Here is a 15,857-nt window from a genome sequence, read left to right on the forward strand (position 1 = left end):
AATTGATATGCTTTTAGTTAGGCTTACCGTAGTATTTATACGTAAAATGACAATGAATTGTTTTTTGTTATTGACCGATAAATGGCGTTTGTCATCCGCACATCACAATCATACACAACGTGTAAGTTTGCGTGATATTTTACGACCAAGCGGCAATACTTAAAACCGTTTTTTACGTTATTTAATAAACACGCTTAAAAAAGCGTGTGCATCTCAAAAATTACATGAAGAAGATAATCATTCAAATCGCACTATTATTAATAGGTTTTAGCGCCCTGGCAGGTACGCCTAAAACTGCTGTTACCGATAAGGTTAAATTAGACACCGCCACATTTGCCACAGGTTGCTTTTGGTGTACCGAAGCTAAGTTTCAGCAATTAAAGGGCGTTAAAAAGGTGGTATCCGGTTTTAGCGGTGGCACAGTTGCCAACCCAACCTACAAACAGGTTTGCACCGGCACCACCGGCCACGCCGAAGCCTGCAACATTGTTTACGACCCTAAAGAGATTAGCTATGATGATTTACTCGCCGCGTTTTTTGTAGCACACGACCCAACCCAGCTTAATCGCCAGGGTAACGATGTGGGCACACAATACCGCTCGGCTATATTTTACCATAACGCCGCCCAAAAACAAAAAGCCGATTATTATATTGGTAAGCTAAATGCCGAGAAAGTCTACAAAAGCAATATTGTTACCCTGGTAACGCCTTACAAAGTTTTTTACAAGGCCGAGGATTATCACCAGGGTTATTTTAACCAAAACAAAGGGAGCAACCCGTATTGCAAATATGTGATACAGCCAGAGTTGGATAAATTCAGAAGGGTATTTAAAAATAAATTGAAAAGCTAAAAATGAAACCGATATATATCACCGCTGTATTGTTGCTGAGTGTTACCTGCAGCACATTCGCGCAACATTTAAAGAGTAATAAAGGGCACGAAAATAACCCATACTATTCTAATACCGATACCACACCTTTAAAGGTTACGGATGCCCAGTGGAAAAAAATACTGCCACCAGCCTTATACGCAACCGCCCGCGAACAAGCCACCGAACGCCCTTTTACCGGCCAGTTCTGGAACAAAAGCGCCAAGGGGACTTACTATTGCGCCGTTTGTGGTAACAAGTTATTCCGTTCTGATGCCAAGTTTGCAAGCGATTGCGGCTGGCCAAGCTTTTACGAGCCGGTGAGGAAGAGCAGCGTGATCTACAAACAGGATAATTCTGTGGGGATGCTGCGTACCGAGGTGATCTGCGCGCGTTGCAGCTCGCACCTGGGGCATATATTTAACGACGGCCCTGCGCCAACCTACAAAAGGTTTTGCATGAACTCTGTTTCGTTAGATTTTCAACCCGACGGATTGTAAGAATATATTGTTAGCAAAAAGCCCGCACTGATTACCAGTCCGGGCTTTTTGCTGTAGTAAGTTTTATGAATTAAACGCCTTCGCAAAATCAACCGCGAAATCTGTTAATTTGGTTTTACCATGGCTATGCTCATGCTTATCATAGTCTTCCCATAAAATACCGCTGCGTACAGCAGTACCCATTTCTACATAGTTACGGGCAATCTCCGGTGGTAATCCGGCCTGCAAAAGACCCTGTAAGTTCTGCTCATCGGTAAAGTCAATCCATTTTAAATCAGGTTTACCAATTGCTGCGCCTAAAATAGACGCTACCTCATTGGTGGTTCTTTCGTCGGATGAAATGTAGCGGATGCTGGTGCCGCTAAAGTCGCTTTGCAATTCTGCGGCGGCCACTTCGGCAATATCATTGGGATGTACAAACACGATGCGGGAGTTATAGCCATAATTAGCACCCAAAAAACCAAGATGTTTGATCATATCGATGTTCGCCAATAAGTTGGTGTAGAAGAAAGCCGGGCGCAGGTGTTTTATCGCCACGCCATCGAGTTGCTTGTAAGTTTGCTCTACATCGTGAATGCCAGAGATAGGGCCGGTACCGCCATCAATGTGCGCACCAGTACTGCTTAGGTTCACCACTTTTATAATGCCCGATGCTTTTATCGCTTCTGCATAGTTTTTACCAACACCGCCAATGTACGCGCGGAAGTTTGCCGCGACAAAGTTATTGGGTATCATGGTGTAGATGGTATCGGCGCCTTTAAATGCGTTAGTTAGGAAAGCAATATCATCTACCGAACCAATTGCCGGGATAGCGCCAAGCTTTTTAATTTCTGCGGCTTTATCCGCGCTGCTGCTGATAAGCGTTACGGTATGGCCTGCTTGTACCAATTCAGTTGCCAGTGGTTTACTTATGTTGCCCAATGAGCCTGTTAATGTAATTTTCATGATATTTTTTTTTGTTGATGACAAAGGTATATTTGTACTTACTTTTTTACAAGTACTTACCCTAAAGTATGTATCTATGACCGCCATTAAAGAAAGCTCGACCCGCAACGAAAACAAAGAAATAGCCATTAATGCCTGCCCGGTAAGTTATTTGATGAACAAAATAGGCGGGCACTGGAAACCCATTATCCTTTACCAGCTAATGAGCGGGCCAAAGCGCTATAACGAATTAAAGAAAGCCATCCCAAACATTACCGAAAAGATGCTGATACAGCACCTGAAACAATTGCAGGAGGATGATCTGGTTATCCGTAAATCCGAGCCTGTAGTACCACCACATGTCACTTATAAACTAAGTAAAACAGGCGAAAGTTTAACCCCGGTTATGGAAGCTATAGCCACCTGGGGCTTTAAATTTATCGGCAAAAACTAAAAAAAATAAGCGTTTGCAAATGTTTGTACTTTAGCGTTTTATGGGGGTATAGGCAATGTTTATAGACGCGTTTTATTGCGTCTGTAAACAATTTTCGATTTTTGGGCGTTATAGAAGGCAGTTACCCACTTAAAACTAATACTACGATATAGATAAACTTATACGCTTTTAACCAAATAATTAATTGAATTAAAAACATGAATAACATGAAAAGATCCGTTTTAATGGTTGGCGCATTAGTCGTTTTAAACTTAACAGCCGGCCGTGTATTTGCACAGGTACAGGATACCACCAAAAAAACCACGACAACCACTACCACTACAGCAGCACCAGCAGATGGTGCAACTGATGTGGTTGGCGCATTAGCCAGTAACGCAGATTACTCTACCGCCCTTGCTGAAGTAAAAGCAGCGGGACTTGACGCTACCCTTAAAACAGGGGGGCCATATACCATCTTCGCGCCAAACAATGCCGCGTTCAGCGCATTGTCGCCTGCAAAGCTTGATAGTTTAAGTAAAGACCCTGCTAAACTGGCTACCGTGCTAAAAGGCCATGTAGTAACCGGTAAATATGCAAAGGCCGATATCATAAAAGCATTAAATGCCGGGAAAGGTAAAGCGACGTTAACCACTATCGACGGGCAAACGCTAACGCTTTCAGTTACTGCCGATAAGAAATTGCAGTTGGCAAACGCCGCGGGCAATACCGCCCAGGTAGTTTTATATGACTTGGTAGGCGCAAATGGTGTGGTAAATGGCTTAAATTCTGTTTTGGCACCTGCTAAATAATATAGCCAAAATAAAAATGCAAAAGCCCCCGACGAAGTTAGGGGCTTTTGCATTTTTATAGTTTTTGAAAGACTGTCTTTATTCTTCTTTTTCCTCTTTCAATTCGTCTTGTTTTTTGCCACGGCCAAGGCGCACTTTTGGTTTTTCCTGTGTGCCGGTAATGGTCATTGGTATGCCGAAAATACCCAGCGGTGGTAAGCCCAACCTAAATTTGAGGTTAAGCGCACCGCTAAAACTTACCTGGCCTTCTATCCTTGGCCTAAACCCTGCCATACGCATTTTAGTGCGCTCTATGGTGATGATATTATTGGCAATAGTTGTTTTTATATCTACTTTGGATAGGTTGTTTTTACCTCCGAGGCTATCCCTACCGGTTGCTTTACCAACTGCGCTGAATAGTTTAAAGCTCTTTACTTTTACTTTTTTAACCGAGAGCACACCGCCACCTTTTAATGAAGAATAAATGGGCATCATATCGCCGCTAAGTTTGCCGCTTAGTTTATAATTTAACGATATAATCCCTTGCACATGCGCCGCCGAAGATGCCATATCATGAAATAGTTTCACCTCGCGATATGCGCGTTGTATGTCAAAATCTTTGGCATCTATGCTGTAATCAAAAAATGCTTTTTGCGGGTTGATGCTGCCGTAGGTTGCATCCATAACCACCGGTGTGCCTATCATATTAAACCCGGCCTGTTTCAATATGATCTGCCCGTTGCTGATATTCATCTGCCCTTTGGCATCATTAATATTCAGCCCGTTATATTTTACTTTTTTAACATTGGCGTTAAAACTTAGGTCGAGGTTGTTGGGCACCAATATCACGCCCGATGCTTTGGTGGGTTTGGCTGTTGCAGGTGTGCCGGCAAATGCCATAAAATCATCCGCTATAATCAGATCGCTGTTTAAGTTAAACTCACCTTTTAGCGGGGCGTTAGGTTTAAGCGCGTAGTCGATAACGTTGGAAAGCACCCCGTTTAGAACAATTATCGATCTGCCATAATCAGCTCTAAACTGGTCAAATTTCATCTTGTCCTGATTAAAGCTAAAGTTGCCTGTGCGGATAAAGAAGGGCTTTGGGAACAGGTCGCTTCGCAGGCTTATGTCTTTAACCTTTAACGTGCCCGTGTTTGCTAACTGCGCGTATCGCCCTGCTGTAGCATCGCTTTGCTTACCTTTCAGACTAAAGTTGGTACGCACCAGGCCATTTACATCGTACCCTTTTAGCGCAAATACCTTGTAAATTTTGCCAATATCTAAAGTACCGCGCGAGCTGATATTATAGTCCAGGTCGTCAAAGTTTTTGAGATTGGCTTTCAGGGTAAAAGGCTTGTCCTCAAAATTAAAGGAGATAGGTTTAATATCCACCTTAAGCCCTTTAAGTGTACCTGTATTGTTTACAATGTTTACCAGTACGTTTATGTTTTGTACCGGGTGAGGGTAGTATTTGGTTTGGATAGCACCATTTTGCAGGCTGATGGTTGCTTTGGTATGCGGGAAGATCCTGCTTTTCGGAATGTACCGGCCCTTAGTTTCAAGGTCGGCAAACAGGTCGCCTTTCAGGTTAAGGCTATTAATCGGGTAAAACTTCTTAATGTCTGCCAAGTGGAACTTTGCTTTTATTACGGCATCAATTAAAGATCCTGCTGTATTGCTCATTTTTAGGCGGCCTTTGATGTAGTTATTTAGGGCCTCGGCGTTTATATTGCTCATATCCATGGTGGCGTGGGCAATGTTATTATCGGGGCAATTGGCGTTCAAGTCAAAACGAATATTCCTCAGGGCTTCGGGCAGGCGGGTGTATTTCACATAGCCATCCCTAAATGATGACCGTAACGTAAACTTAGGTATGCTGGTGATAACAGTATCCACCTTTTGCCTGATGCCCGTATGTTTTATGCCGGTACTGTATTTGCCTTCGGCAAGCAGGTTTAACTTGTACCTGCCCTTAAATTGGAAGGATTTTATACCGAATGCCTTATACCATTTCTCCAAGTCTATCTCGGTATTTATCTTAGCAAAAACCTGTGGCGATTTAAGGCCTTTAATTTTAATTACCGAGCCGAAATAGTCCTTACCAATATTAAAATATATTGAATCGATATTCAGGTTGAGGTTATTGGGGTTTAGTCCCGGCACTTTGGCATCCATATTCACATACAGGTTAGTAACCGGTGCAGGTGTGTTTTTATTAGCTACATATCCGTTGCGCACCTTTAGGTTAAGGCTCAAATCGGGCATGATGTTTTTGGCGGCGATGTATTTGCCAATTAGGTTCAGTTCTATTTTACCGATGCCTTTCAAGTTGGTGCCTTCCACGTATTTAGCATATTCAGACGGCAGGGCGGTAAAAATATCGTTCAGGTTATTTTGTTCGGACACGATCCTGAAATCCATATCATAACCATCCTTCAAAAACTCAAACTTACCTTTAAACTGTACTGGCAGGCGGTTGATAAGCAGGTCGTTTTTTTGAAAAGCAAAGGCCAGTGATTTGGTGTTGATACTAGTTACCAGGTTGGCATTTACTTTTTTATTGAGCACATAAGGCTTGTTGCCGTAGTAAAAATCAACAGATGATGCATCGGTATGGCTATAAAGATCAAACACGTCTTTGCTCAGGTCGCCGCTGCCTTTGTAGTTAAACCCGTGGGCATTAACCAGCAAGGGCATAGAGCGGTCGTTATAAACCAAACGGCTATTCTCTATCAGGATCTGTTCGATGCCTAATGATGCGCTTGCGGTATCGGCAGGTGTAGCCGTTTTATCGGTTTTGCCTTTATAAACGTTGTAATTTGCCCTGCCCGCGCTATCTACCCGGATATTAATATAGGCCTGGTTAAGGTATATTTTATTGATGTTGATCTTGCTTTTTAGTAACGATGAAAGATCGATAGCCAGCGAAATTTCTTTGGCAGATACCAGTGTGTCGTTATCAAAAGGCGCGCTGCCCCTTAACAAAAAATTATCCAGCGTAAGCGTAAGTGCCGGGAATTTCTTAAAAAAGGAGAGGCGCGTATCTGTAAATGCCAATTTGCCGTTGATACTGCCGCCTGCCCATTGCTTTATTTTTTGCGTAATCGTTTGCGGGAACAAATAAGGGAGCAAAAACATCAGCGCTAATAAAGAAACTATGGTAATAGCGCTTATTTTAATGGTTTTGAGAAGAATTTTTTTGACGGGAAACGACATAAATAACGGATAGGTGGCGTTAAGGTAGCCATAAAATAACCATCACCCTAAAAATGAAAATAGAATAAGCCAAAAGCACTCCTTTGTTTAAATAATGTGCTTTGTAGGAAATTTAATTTAACGGGGTGGGGCATATCCATCAAAGATCGCTCTAAAGATCAAACAGTTGATCTCTCTTTTATCATCGCCATAATATTTCCGCTTTTTTGTTTGCGGATAAGGTGCGATGTTATGGCAACGCTAATAATATCACCATCTTTTTTAATATGCCGCCATACGCCGTTGTCATTCATGCCTGGCTGTAATTCGCGTGCGGCGAAGTGTACCGCGGCAACATCTTCAGGCGGGCAAAAGTCCAGCATATTCATGTGGAGAAATTCTTCGCGGCTATAGCCATAAAATACAATAGCTGCTTCGTTCACGGCAGTAAAAGCAAACGTACGCAGGTCGAGGATCCACATAGGGTTGGGGTTGTCGTCAAAATAACTGCGGTAACGCAATTCACTTTCGGAAATGCGGCGGGTATGCAGTTTTATGAGTTGATAAAGCAGCAAGCCGGTAAGCAGTACGTAAGCTACGCCTTTAATGCTGCTGATAAACAGCACAAATTCCAGATCGAAATGATTTTGCATGGCAAACAAAAGCTTGTCGCTCAACATAATCCATAGCACCCCCACAATCACATATATAGCTGCTATTTTAAAAGCCCCTGACTTCATCTATTCTAATATATAAAATTTGCAGGTAATATATACCTACAGCACGCAAGTTTAGAATTAAAACAAACTCGCCTGGTCATTCTCCGGCCCCTGCTGATAAGCGCGGATAAGCGTAATAATGTCTGTACCGTATTGATTGGCCTTTTGCGGGCCAACGCCTTTTATGCCGCTTAAGTTTTTTAGGGTTGCCGGTAATTTTTCGGCAATGGCAGCCATTGTTTTTTCGGTGAATACCATGCCCTGCATTATTTTTTGTGAAGTTGCCAACTTTTCGCGCCAGGTTAATAGTTCGTTGTAAAGTTCCTCGTTAGGCAGGGCGTTCAATGCTTTCAGATAACTACGGTTATGCGTGGTAGCCTTATTTTTAACCTGTTCCAAATAGGTTTGTTTCGTAAACGGATTCGCCGCAAAATATTGCAGTAGCTGTATCCGGTTCATCAGCCATATAATTAGCTGGTCGGCTTTGGCTGCTTTTTCTTTGGACTTATCTATCAGGAAAGGAAGGTTAAGATGCAGCGTTTCTGTTGCCCCGGTTAGTTTCTCCAGGAAATAACCCGATGCCTGCTGACTGCGTTCGGCTTTTAGCTGCCTGTTGAATTTTTCTGCAACGCCGATGATGTCTTGCTCCAGATTGGGCAGCAGGCTGGTAAACTCCTTAAGCTTAGTTTGTAATGGACCAAAGTTGAATAACTCGCTTAGCAGGTATTGCTGGTATAGGTACCTGTCCTGTTCAAGTCGTTTCTCATCTGGCGCTATTTGTGCCGATTGTTCGTTAAAACGCGTAACCGCCGGGTCGCTAATAATGTTGCGTGCCGCGATTGGGTTACGTAAAACCATACCTGCCAAACTTCGGCAACGGCTCAAAGCCACATAAGCCTGCCCATGCGCAAAGGATTCGGACACATCAATAATTGCCTTATCAAAACTCAACCCCTGGCTTTTATGAATGGTGATAGACCAGGCCAGCTTCAAGGGGATCTGCGCGAAACTACCCGAGTTGGTTTCGTTGATCTCGTCGCCCTCCATCTGGTAATTGATGTTGGTCCACTCCATGGCTTCTACGGCAATTTCTTTATCATTAATGCCGCATTGTACATAAACCATGCTATCATCCAATGCGGTAACGGTGCCTATTTTGCCATTATAATAGAGCTTTTCGGCTGAGCTATCGTTCTTCACAAACATCACCTGCGAACCAATTTTTAGTTTCAGGCTGATGTCGGTAGGGTAGGCATCCCTCGGGAAATCGCCGCTAACCGTAGCTGTATATTCAACCTCGCGGGCATTAAGTGCCTCCAGGTATTCGTTATTTATTTTTTGCGCGATGCTGTTATGGGTGGTGAGGGTAATGTAAGGCTCTTCGGCTGTCGGCTTAAAGCCGGGCACGTGCCTGTTGTTTAAGGTTTGCAAACTTGCCGGGCTGATGGTATTGTTGCGCACCTCGTTTAAAATATCTACAAAAGCTTGCTCTTTTTGGCGGAAAACGTGGTTAAGTTCGATACGTACATAAGGTGCTTTTTGCATCACCCTGCTGCTAAAAAAATAAGGGGTGTTATAATAAGGCCTTAATATGCCCCATTCGTCATCTTTTATGATTGGACTAAGCTGCGAAAGATCACCTATGAGTAACAACTGTACACCACCGAACGGGTATTGCGAGCCTTTGATGTTGCGCAGTATCAGGTCAATTTGGTCGAGCACATCGGGGCGCACCATACTTACCTCATCTATAACCAAAAGTTCCAGGTTGGCAAGCAGATCTTTTTTCTCGGTGTTGAAATGCACTTCGGGCCTTTCAGTGCCTAATGGGATTATCGGCCCAAAGCCAAGCTGAAAAAAGGAGTGGATAGTCATGCCACCTGCATTAATGGCAGCAACACCCGTTGGGGCAACCACGGCAAGCTTTTTTTGGGATGTTTGCCGCAGGTTTTGCAGAAAGGTGGTTTTACCGGTGCCGGCTTTGCCCGTTAAAAAAACCACTGTATTGGTGCTTTCTAAATAATCATAAGCCAACTGCATCACCGTGTTCATCTCTGCCATTACGGGTGCAAAAATATAATTCTATTTTGCTAAAAATGTAAGCATATGAATTATTTTACTAAAAATCTTCGGGTATTTCAAAGGTGATGGTTTGTTTGGTTTGGGGATGTACAAACTGCAGGTAGGCAGCATGCAGGTACATCCTGTCGTCGCCTGTTCCATACAGATCATCGCCAACAATAGGCGCGTTAAGCCCCTGCGAATGTGCCGAATGCATCCTCAGTTGATGCGTACGGCCCGTTTGTGGCCAGAAATGGACTTTGGTGGTATCTTCATTACGCTGGATTACCGCCCATTTGGTAACTGCTTTTTTGCCATCCTCAAAACAAACCAATTGCCTTGGCCTATTCAGCAGATCGGCGCGAAGGGGTAGGTTGATCTCGCCTTCAGAGTCCCTAATTACTTTAGAAAGCAAGGCGGTGTAGCGCTTAGTTACCGTCCGTTTTAAAAATTGTGCCTGGATGAATTTGTGCGCTTCTTTGATTTTTGCAACTACGATCAAGCCCGAAGTGCCCATGTCCAATCGGTGAACAATCAGTGGCTCGATACCACCAAATTTCACCTTTAATCGACTATAAACCGAATCATGAACGTTTACGCCGGGCACAGACCGCAGCTCGGCAGGTTTGTTGACCACCACAAAAAAATCATCCTCGTAAATAATATCTATCTCATCGCTCTCGCCAGGGTTTTCTAAAAGCGGGTTATCATCAACAGGCATCCCCTCCAGCATGTGCGCCAAAATTGGTTTGCACTTGCCGGTGCAGGCCGGGTAAAATTGCTTGTGCTGCCTTATCTCTGATCTGGGTGCAGTGCCCCACCAAAACTCTGCCATGGCAATCGGTTTGTGCCCGTGCTTAAAAGCATACTGTAAAAGTTTGGGCGTTGCACATTCCCCGGCAGCGGCTGGTGGTTTGCCAAATACCGTGGCGCTAAAGATCTCCTGCAGGCTTTTCTCCTGCATATCTATATTCAGGAAAACGTATTGTTCAAAAAGCTGCTGTTGTAAAGCGGACGATCTTTCCCTGCGGTCTTTTTTCAATTCTTCCACCTCATCCTCAAACTTCGCTACGCGCGATATTAATTCGGTTAAATGCTGTTCCCATTTATTGTATAGTACATTAAACTCATGTTTATCGCGCAGGCTTTGTTTGATCAGGTCGGTTTCAAAAACTTCATGATCCTGTTCGCTTAAAATATCTTTTTGTGCTTCGCGAAGTGCTTTTCGGGCGTTTTTATTGCTTTTCAGGAGCTTTTTAAAGTCGGAAATTTCTGTTTGGGATAGCGTAGTGTCTTGCCCCAGTTCTTGTTTTAAGCTGATGTAGTTTTCATCCCTCTCAATAGCCTTTACCTGTTGGTTGATACTGTTGATAATGTCCTGTCCTTTCAAAAAGAAACTATCCTCTATCAGCATATCAAAAACCGGGGGCACAAATTTCGAGTGATTGTTAGAGCTGGCCATCTTACCCGAGAAGGCGGATAAATAACCTAATTTTCCCTCCGCATCCTGCACCACCAAAACGCCAAACATTTTGCCAATAACAGGGCCATCCTGCTCATCATCTAACCCGAAATTATGGTCAAGGTCGGTTTGCGTTTGTAAGTACTGCTGCAGATCGGCTACAGCTATTATCGTCAGTGGATGTGGCTCGTAATAAAACGGAAAGGTGAACTTTTCGGGTAAGGCAATAACTTTGATTTCGCCTTCGTTAAAATAAGAAATATAAGACTGACCTTTGTTACCCATTTACGGGCACAAAAATAGCAGATATAATTTGAAGATGGGATTTAGCCAACCATTCCGTCATCTTTTTGTTAAAAATATACGTTGGTAAACATAAACACATCTTAAATTCATACCTTTTCAGAATTAATATATTAAAGTCAATTTTAATATATAATCTTCTAAAAAAAAATGGAAAACGAATCAAACGACATCAGTAAATGCCCGTTTTTGAACGGTGAAATGAAACATAACATTGGCGGCGGCGGTACCCGTAACACCGATTGGTGGCCAAACCAGTTAAAGCTGAGCATCCTGCGTCAAAACTCATCCTTATCTGACCCAATGGGCGGCGATTTTAATTACACTGAAGCTTTTAATAGCCTCGATCTTGAAGCAGTAAAAACAGACCTGCATGCCCTTATGACCGATTCGCAGGATTGGTGGCCGGCAGATTTTGGGCATTACGGCGGTCTGTTCATCAGGATGGCATGGCACAGTTCCGGTACTTATCGTATTACAGATGGCCGTGGTGGTGGCGGCGCAGGCCTGCAACGTTTTGCGCCGCTTAACAGCTGGCCCGATAACGTAAGCCTTGATAAAGCCCGCAGATTGCTTTGGCCTATTAAACAAAAATATGGCCGCAAAATCTCCTGGGCCGACCTGATCATCCTTGCCGGTAACATCGCCTTAGAATCTATGGGCTTTAAAACTTTTGGCTTTGCCGGTGGCCGTGCAGATGTTTGGGAAGCCGATGAATCTGTTTACTGGGGTGCCGAAACTACCTGGCTGGGTAACGATAAGCGTTATGCAGACGGTGTGCCGGGTGTAGATGGGCATGGCGTGTTGGTATCTGACGAAGACGCCAATGGCGACGAACACACACGCCCGCTCGAAAAACCGCTTGCGGCTGCACACATGGGCTTAATTTATGTTAACCCCGAAGGCCCGGACGGTAACCCGGATCCAATTGCTTCGGCCAGGGATATCCGCGATACTTTTGGCCGCATGGCTATGAACGATGAAGAAACTGTTGCCCTTATTGCCGGCGGGCACAGCTTTGGTAAAACCCATGGCGCTGCCTCTTCTGATAACGTAGGTAACGAGCCAGAAGCATCTGATGTAGAGTTGCAGGGCTTTGGCTGGACCAATAAATATGGCTCAGGTAAGGGTGCAGATACCATTACCAGCGGACTGGAGGTGATTTGGACGACAACGCCAACCCAATGGAGCAATAATTATTTCGAGAACCTTTTTGGCTTTGAGTGGGAGCTTACCAAAAGCCCTGCCGGTGCGCACCAATGGGTAGCGAAAGATGCAGAAGATATTATCCCGGATGCGTATGATAGCTCGAAAAAACACAAGCCAACCATGTTGACAACCGATATCGCTTTACGTGCTGACCCAGCTTATGAAAAGATATCGAGACGCTTTTTGGAAGACCACGAAGCATTTGGTGATGCCTTTGCACGTGCCTGGTTCAAACTTACCCACCGTGATATGGGCCCACGTGCCCGTTACCTTGGCCCGGATGTACCGGAGGAAGTATTGCTTTGGCAAGACCCTATCACAGCTGTTGACCATGAGTTGATAAATGAGGGAGATATAGCTACGTTAAAAGCTAATATCCTTGATTCGGGCTTAAGCATTTCTCAGTTGGTTTCTACTGCATGGGCTTCTGCCTCAACCTTCCGCGGGTCGGATAAACGTGGTGGTGCCAATGGTGCACGCATCCGCCTTGCACCGCAAAGGTACTGGCAGGCTAATAACCCTGCCAAATTGCAGGAAGTATTAAGCGTGTTGGAGAATATTCAAAAAGAATTTAATAACGGCGGTAAAAAAGTTTCCCTCGCGGATCTGATTGTTTTGGCCGGTTCGACAGGGGTTGAAAAAGCTGCTAAAGATGCAGGGCATGACGTTGCTGTTCCGTTTACACCCGGCCGTGCTGATGCCACGCAGGAGCAAACCGATGTAGCTGCGATGGGTTACCTGGAGCCTGCTGCCGATGGTTTCCGTAACTATCGCAAAGTAAAAGGATCTGTAGCTACCGAGGAATTGCTGATAGATAAAGCGCAACTGCTAACCCTAAACGCGCCCGAGTTGGCGGTATTGGTTGGTGGTTTACGTGCTTTAGATACCAACTATGATGGATCTAAACATGGTGTGTTTACATCACGCCCCGGCCAGCTTACTAACGACTTTTTTGTGAACCTGTTGGATATGGGCACCGCCTGGAAAGCATCATCTGCCGATCGTGAACTTTACGAAGGGATTGATCGCGCAACAGGCGCCACAAAATGGACGGCTACCCGCGCCGACCTTGTCTTCGGTTCAAACTCCGAACTACGCGCCGTTGCCGAAGTTTACGGAAGCGCCGATGCACAAGACAAGTTTGTTAAAGACTTTATTGCCGCATGGGATAAAGTGATGAACCTGGATAGGTTTGATCTGAATTAACTAAGATCGAAAATTATAATTTTAAGAGGCATCGGAAACGATGCCTCTTTTTGTTTCCGGCAAATAATGTAAACAAAAAAACCGGTTGGACCGAAGCCTTTAGTTATATATTGATTAGGCAAATTTGCCCTGTATTACGTTAGCGCATTATGACCCATAGATCAGGAGGCATTTGCCAAAAGATACATAAGGCTGTTTTGTCTTTCTGTTTTAATAGGTAGCGTTTTACGCTCAGCATCTATCTTGGCATATTTTGCCTTTAGCTTGTTTAGCATCTCAAAACTGAACGCATCTGCAAGCGGCATATGGTAAAGCCCAACGGTTTTAGAATGAACTGCCAAACTTTCCATGCCAACGCGCAGGTTCTTATGGTTAATTTGGGTTAAACCTGTTACTTCATCAGTATCAAAAATTACGAAGGTGTCTATTTGTTTGCCGTCTTTATCCGTGAAGACCACCGAGGCATTTGCTTTGAATTTTGTCATCGATGGTAGTATTCCAAAAGGCATGCCACAGGGGTGCTCACGCATTACTGTACATTATATTCAGGTGCGGTTGTATTATTTTTTAGACATTTAGTGGCTTATTTGCACTCCAGGGCTGTTTTTTACTTTTTTTAATCTTTCTTTAGAGGTGTGAGGACGGATTCGAACCGTCGTTTGAGGTTTTGCAGACCTCCGCCTAACCACTCGGCCACTCCACCTTATAAAGGCCATGTAATTAAATACATGGCCTTGTGTTTTTAATTAATTTACATCAAACCAAAGTTTGGTGGTAAGCACATCTGCACCCTGGCTGGCAACGGCCGCTTTATAGTTTACTCCGTTTAATGATTGCTCTGTTCCCGGGTATATAAACCTAACCGGCAGCTTTCCGTTAAGCGTACCTGCAACTGCGGGTGCCAATTGCGGGTAATCTAACCTGCGCCATTCGGCAAAGGCTTCTAAACCCTGCCCAAACAGGGCCAGCCATTTTTGTTCGCCAATAGATTTTTTATAGTTTGCAGCATTGTACTGTACAGCCGGTAAAGCGGTGTAAGTGGATATGGCCGCATCGGCAATGCCATACTGTTTTAAAGATGCTGTAACCGCTTGCTTGTAAAGGTCAGCAGCATCTTCGGTAGTAAAGCCACGGGCCGCGGCTTCGGCACGGTCAAACAATACTTCGGCATAGCTTATAATTACCGCCGGGGCATTTGGTGCTAAAAAGTAGGTACCTGGTTTTGACGTTTTGGTAAAGCCCAGGTTGCTGGCATCGCCCACTAATAAACCATTAGGGATCCCCACATAAGTGTTAGGGGTTGCATCCTTTGTTGGGCTGGCGTAAACCGGCAGGCGCGGGTCGTTTAGTGTAAATAATTTATCCACAACGGTTTTACTAATGCGGTAATCATCGCGGGTATCAAACAAATTGCTGATAGGATTTTGATTTGGCGATGACATGTAAACTAATTGCGCTGTCTCGGTATTCACGCTGATGTAGCCGCTGCCTTCAGCCTGTATATCTGCCAGCACTTGCTTTGCTTTATCCGGTTCGCGGTCTGCAATTCTTAGGGCTATACGCAGGCGCAACGAATTGGCGAATTTTTTCCAAAGAGCGATATTGTTGTTATAGATCACATCACCAAGGATAGGTTTTCCTGACGCGGTTAACGATGCCTGCGCGGTTTTCAAATCGTCAAGTATGGCAAAATAAACATCTTTCTGTTTATCATAAGTAGGGGTAAGGTGCTCGCTTATGTTTGCGGCCTGGGTGTACGGGATATCGCCGTAATTATCTGTCAGCAGTGCAAACACCCATGACCGTAGCACAAGCGCCACACCTTTGTAATTGGGGTTGGCCTGTGCATCTGCCAGTTTAATGATCTGGTTTAAATTGATGATACTGCGGCTATAACCCACAGTCCATAATTCCTGGAACGAAGTGTTAGTGTAGATATACCTGTCGGGGTCAGTATACTGTATTTTTGCCCAATATTGTACAAATAGCAGGCTGGCATCCATGTTGTTGGCGGTGCCCCAGTAGGTATCGGCAGTAGCTTTAATTGCACCTGTAAGCAAATAATCAGGCTGGGCGGTTTGCGACGCGTTGGGGTTCTGGTTAATTTCTACCAGGCTTTTCTTGCACGATACTGCCGTTAGCAAAAGCGTTCCGGATAATAGTAGGGTTGTATATTTAAGTTTCATGA

12 protein-coding genes and 1 tRNA gene are annotated in these 15,857 nt (G+C 44.3%); 5 read left to right on the forward strand and 8 right to left on the reverse strand.

The genetic code is table 11. The features are described 5' to 3' along the window. Window positions 1-224 precede the first annotated feature (224 nt). Window positions 225-851 (forward strand): peptide-methionine (S)-S-oxide reductase MsrA, encoded by a 627-nt coding sequence (msrA, locus tag RHM67_RS08190; protein WP_322231645.1) that lies wholly within the window; start codon window positions 225-227, stop codon window positions 849-851. A gap of 2 nt (window positions 852-853) precedes the next feature. Beyond that, window positions 854-1,369, forward strand: a complete 516-nt coding sequence (gene msrB, locus RHM67_RS08195) for a peptide-methionine (R)-S-oxide reductase MsrB (protein ID WP_322231646.1) — start codon at window positions 854-856, stop codon at window positions 1,367-1,369. Window positions 1,370-1,432: 63 nt separating this feature from the next. Here the strand turns inward: msrB and RHM67_RS08200 are convergent, their stop codons facing one another. Further along, on the reverse strand, window positions 1,433-2,314 hold the full coding sequence (locus RHM67_RS08200) for an NmrA family NAD(P)-binding protein (RefSeq protein WP_322231647.1): 882 nt from the start codon (window positions 2,312-2,314) through the stop codon (window positions 1,433-1,435). Here RHM67_RS08200 and RHM67_RS08205 point away from each other — a divergent pair. Together RHM67_RS08205 and RHM67_RS08210 are read left to right on the forward strand one after the other, a co-directional pair. Then, a complete protein-coding gene (locus RHM67_RS08205) occupies window positions 2,313-2,747 on the forward strand; it encodes a helix-turn-helix domain-containing protein (protein WP_322231648.1) in 435 nt (144 codons plus the stop codon). The genes RHM67_RS08200 and RHM67_RS08205 overlap by 2 nt on opposite strands. 206 nt (window positions 2,748-2,953) lie before the next feature. Further along, window positions 2,954-3,535, forward strand: coding sequence for a fasciclin domain-containing protein (locus RHM67_RS08210; protein ID WP_322231649.1), 582 nt, complete (start codon window positions 2,954-2,956; stop codon window positions 3,533-3,535). Between the two features lie 78 nt (window positions 3,536-3,613). Here the strand turns inward: RHM67_RS08210 and RHM67_RS08215 are convergent, their stop codons facing one another. The 4 genes from RHM67_RS08215 to RHM67_RS08230 all read right to left on the reverse strand — a co-directional run bounded on the left by RHM67_RS08215 (window position 3,614) and on the right by RHM67_RS08230 (window position 11,236). Continuing rightward, window positions 3,614-6,730 carry an AsmA family protein gene (locus RHM67_RS08215; RefSeq protein ID WP_322231650.1) on the reverse strand — a complete coding sequence of 1,039 codons (3,117 nt, stop codon included), beginning with the start codon at window positions 6,728-6,730 and terminating at the stop codon, window positions 3,614-3,616. Between the two features lie 158 nt (window positions 6,731-6,888). Beyond that, the gene (locus RHM67_RS08220) at window positions 6,889-7,449 is read right to left on the reverse strand and encodes a PAS domain S-box protein (RefSeq protein WP_322231651.1); all 561 of its coding nucleotides are present in this window, start codon (window positions 7,447-7,449) and stop codon (window positions 6,889-6,891) included. A gap of 57 nt (window positions 7,450-7,506) precedes the next feature. After that, complete coding sequence (locus RHM67_RS08225; RefSeq protein WP_322231652.1) at window positions 7,507-9,489, reverse strand: HRDC domain-containing protein; 1,983 nt, start codon at window positions 9,487-9,489, stop codon at window positions 7,507-7,509. Window positions 9,490-9,547: 58 nt separating this feature from the next. Then, on the reverse strand, window positions 9,548-11,236 hold the full coding sequence (locus RHM67_RS08230) for an RluA family pseudouridine synthase (protein WP_322231653.1): 1,689 nt from the start codon (window positions 11,234-11,236) through the stop codon (window positions 9,548-9,550). Window positions 11,237-11,404: 168 nt separating this feature from the next. Here RHM67_RS08230 and katG point away from each other — a divergent pair, with 168 nt between their 5' ends. Next, entirely contained in the window at window positions 11,405-13,669 is a 2,265-nt protein-coding gene (katG, locus tag RHM67_RS08235) for a catalase/peroxidase HPI (protein WP_322231654.1), read from the forward strand. A 161-nt stretch (window positions 13,670-13,830) separates the two neighbouring features. Here the strand turns inward: katG and RHM67_RS08240 are convergent, their stop codons facing one another. The 3 genes from RHM67_RS08240 to RHM67_RS08250 all read right to left on the reverse strand — a co-directional run bounded on the left by RHM67_RS08240 (window position 13,831) and on the right by RHM67_RS08250 (window position 15,855). Further along, window positions 13,831-14,154: a hypothetical protein gene (locus RHM67_RS08240; RefSeq protein ID WP_322231655.1), complete on the reverse strand. Its 324-nt coding sequence runs from the start codon at window positions 14,152-14,154 to the stop codon at window positions 13,831-13,833. Window positions 14,155-14,300: 146 nt separating this feature from the next. Then, a tRNA-Cys gene (locus RHM67_RS08245) sits at window positions 14,301-14,372 on the reverse strand. A 43-nt stretch (window positions 14,373-14,415) separates the two neighbouring features. Beyond that, window positions 14,416-15,855, reverse strand: a complete 1,440-nt coding sequence (locus RHM67_RS08250) for a SusD/RagB family nutrient-binding outer membrane lipoprotein (RefSeq protein WP_322231656.1) — start codon at window positions 15,853-15,855, stop codon at window positions 14,416-14,418. Between the last annotated feature and the right edge of the window lie 2 nt (window positions 15,856-15,857).

This window comes from Mucilaginibacter sp. 5C4 (assembly GCF_034345625.1).
Classification (GTDB): domain Bacteria; phylum Bacteroidota; class Bacteroidia; order Sphingobacteriales; family Sphingobacteriaceae; genus Mucilaginibacter; species Mucilaginibacter aurantiaciroseus.

Excerpts from the sequence above, each read along its gene's own strand:
- msrA (WP_322231645.1), top strand. The coding sequence starts at position 225 with ATGAAGAAGATAATCATTCAAATCGCACTATTATTAATAGGTTTTAGC.
- msrB (WP_322231646.1), top strand. The coding sequence starts at position 854 with ATGAAACCGATATATATCACCGCTGTATTGTTGCTGAGTGTTACCTGC.
- RHM67_RS08205 (WP_322231648.1), top strand. The coding sequence starts at position 2,313 with ATGATATTTTTTTTTGTTGATGACAAAGGTATATTTGTACTTACTTTT.
- RHM67_RS08200 (WP_322231647.1), bottom strand. The coding sequence starts at position 2,314 with ATGAAAATTACATTAACAGGCTCATTGGGCAACATAAGTAAACCACTG.
- RHM67_RS08210 (WP_322231649.1), top strand. The coding sequence starts at position 2,954 with ATGAAAAGATCCGTTTTAATGGTTGGCGCATTAGTCGTTTTAAACTTA.
- RHM67_RS08215 (WP_322231650.1), bottom strand. The coding sequence starts at position 6,730 with ATGTCGTTTCCCGTCAAAAAAATTCTTCTCAAAACCATTAAAATAAGC.
- RHM67_RS08220 (WP_322231651.1), bottom strand. The coding sequence starts at position 7,449 with ATGAAGTCAGGGGCTTTTAAAATAGCAGCTATATATGTGATTGTGGGG.
- RHM67_RS08225 (WP_322231652.1), bottom strand. The coding sequence starts at position 9,489 with ATGGCAGAGATGAACACGGTGATGCAGTTGGCTTATGATTATTTAGAA.
- RHM67_RS08230 (WP_322231653.1), bottom strand. The coding sequence starts at position 11,236 with ATGGGTAACAAAGGTCAGTCTTATATTTCTTATTTTAACGAAGGCGAA.
- katG (WP_322231654.1), top strand. The coding sequence starts at position 11,405 with ATGGAAAACGAATCAAACGACATCAGTAAATGCCCGTTTTTGAACGGT.
- RHM67_RS08240 (WP_322231655.1), bottom strand. The coding sequence starts at position 14,154 with ATGACAAAATTCAAAGCAAATGCCTCGGTGGTCTTCACGGATAAAGAC.
- RHM67_RS08250 (WP_322231656.1), bottom strand. The coding sequence starts at position 15,855 with ATGAAACTTAAATATACAACCCTACTATTATCCGGAACGCTTTTGCTA.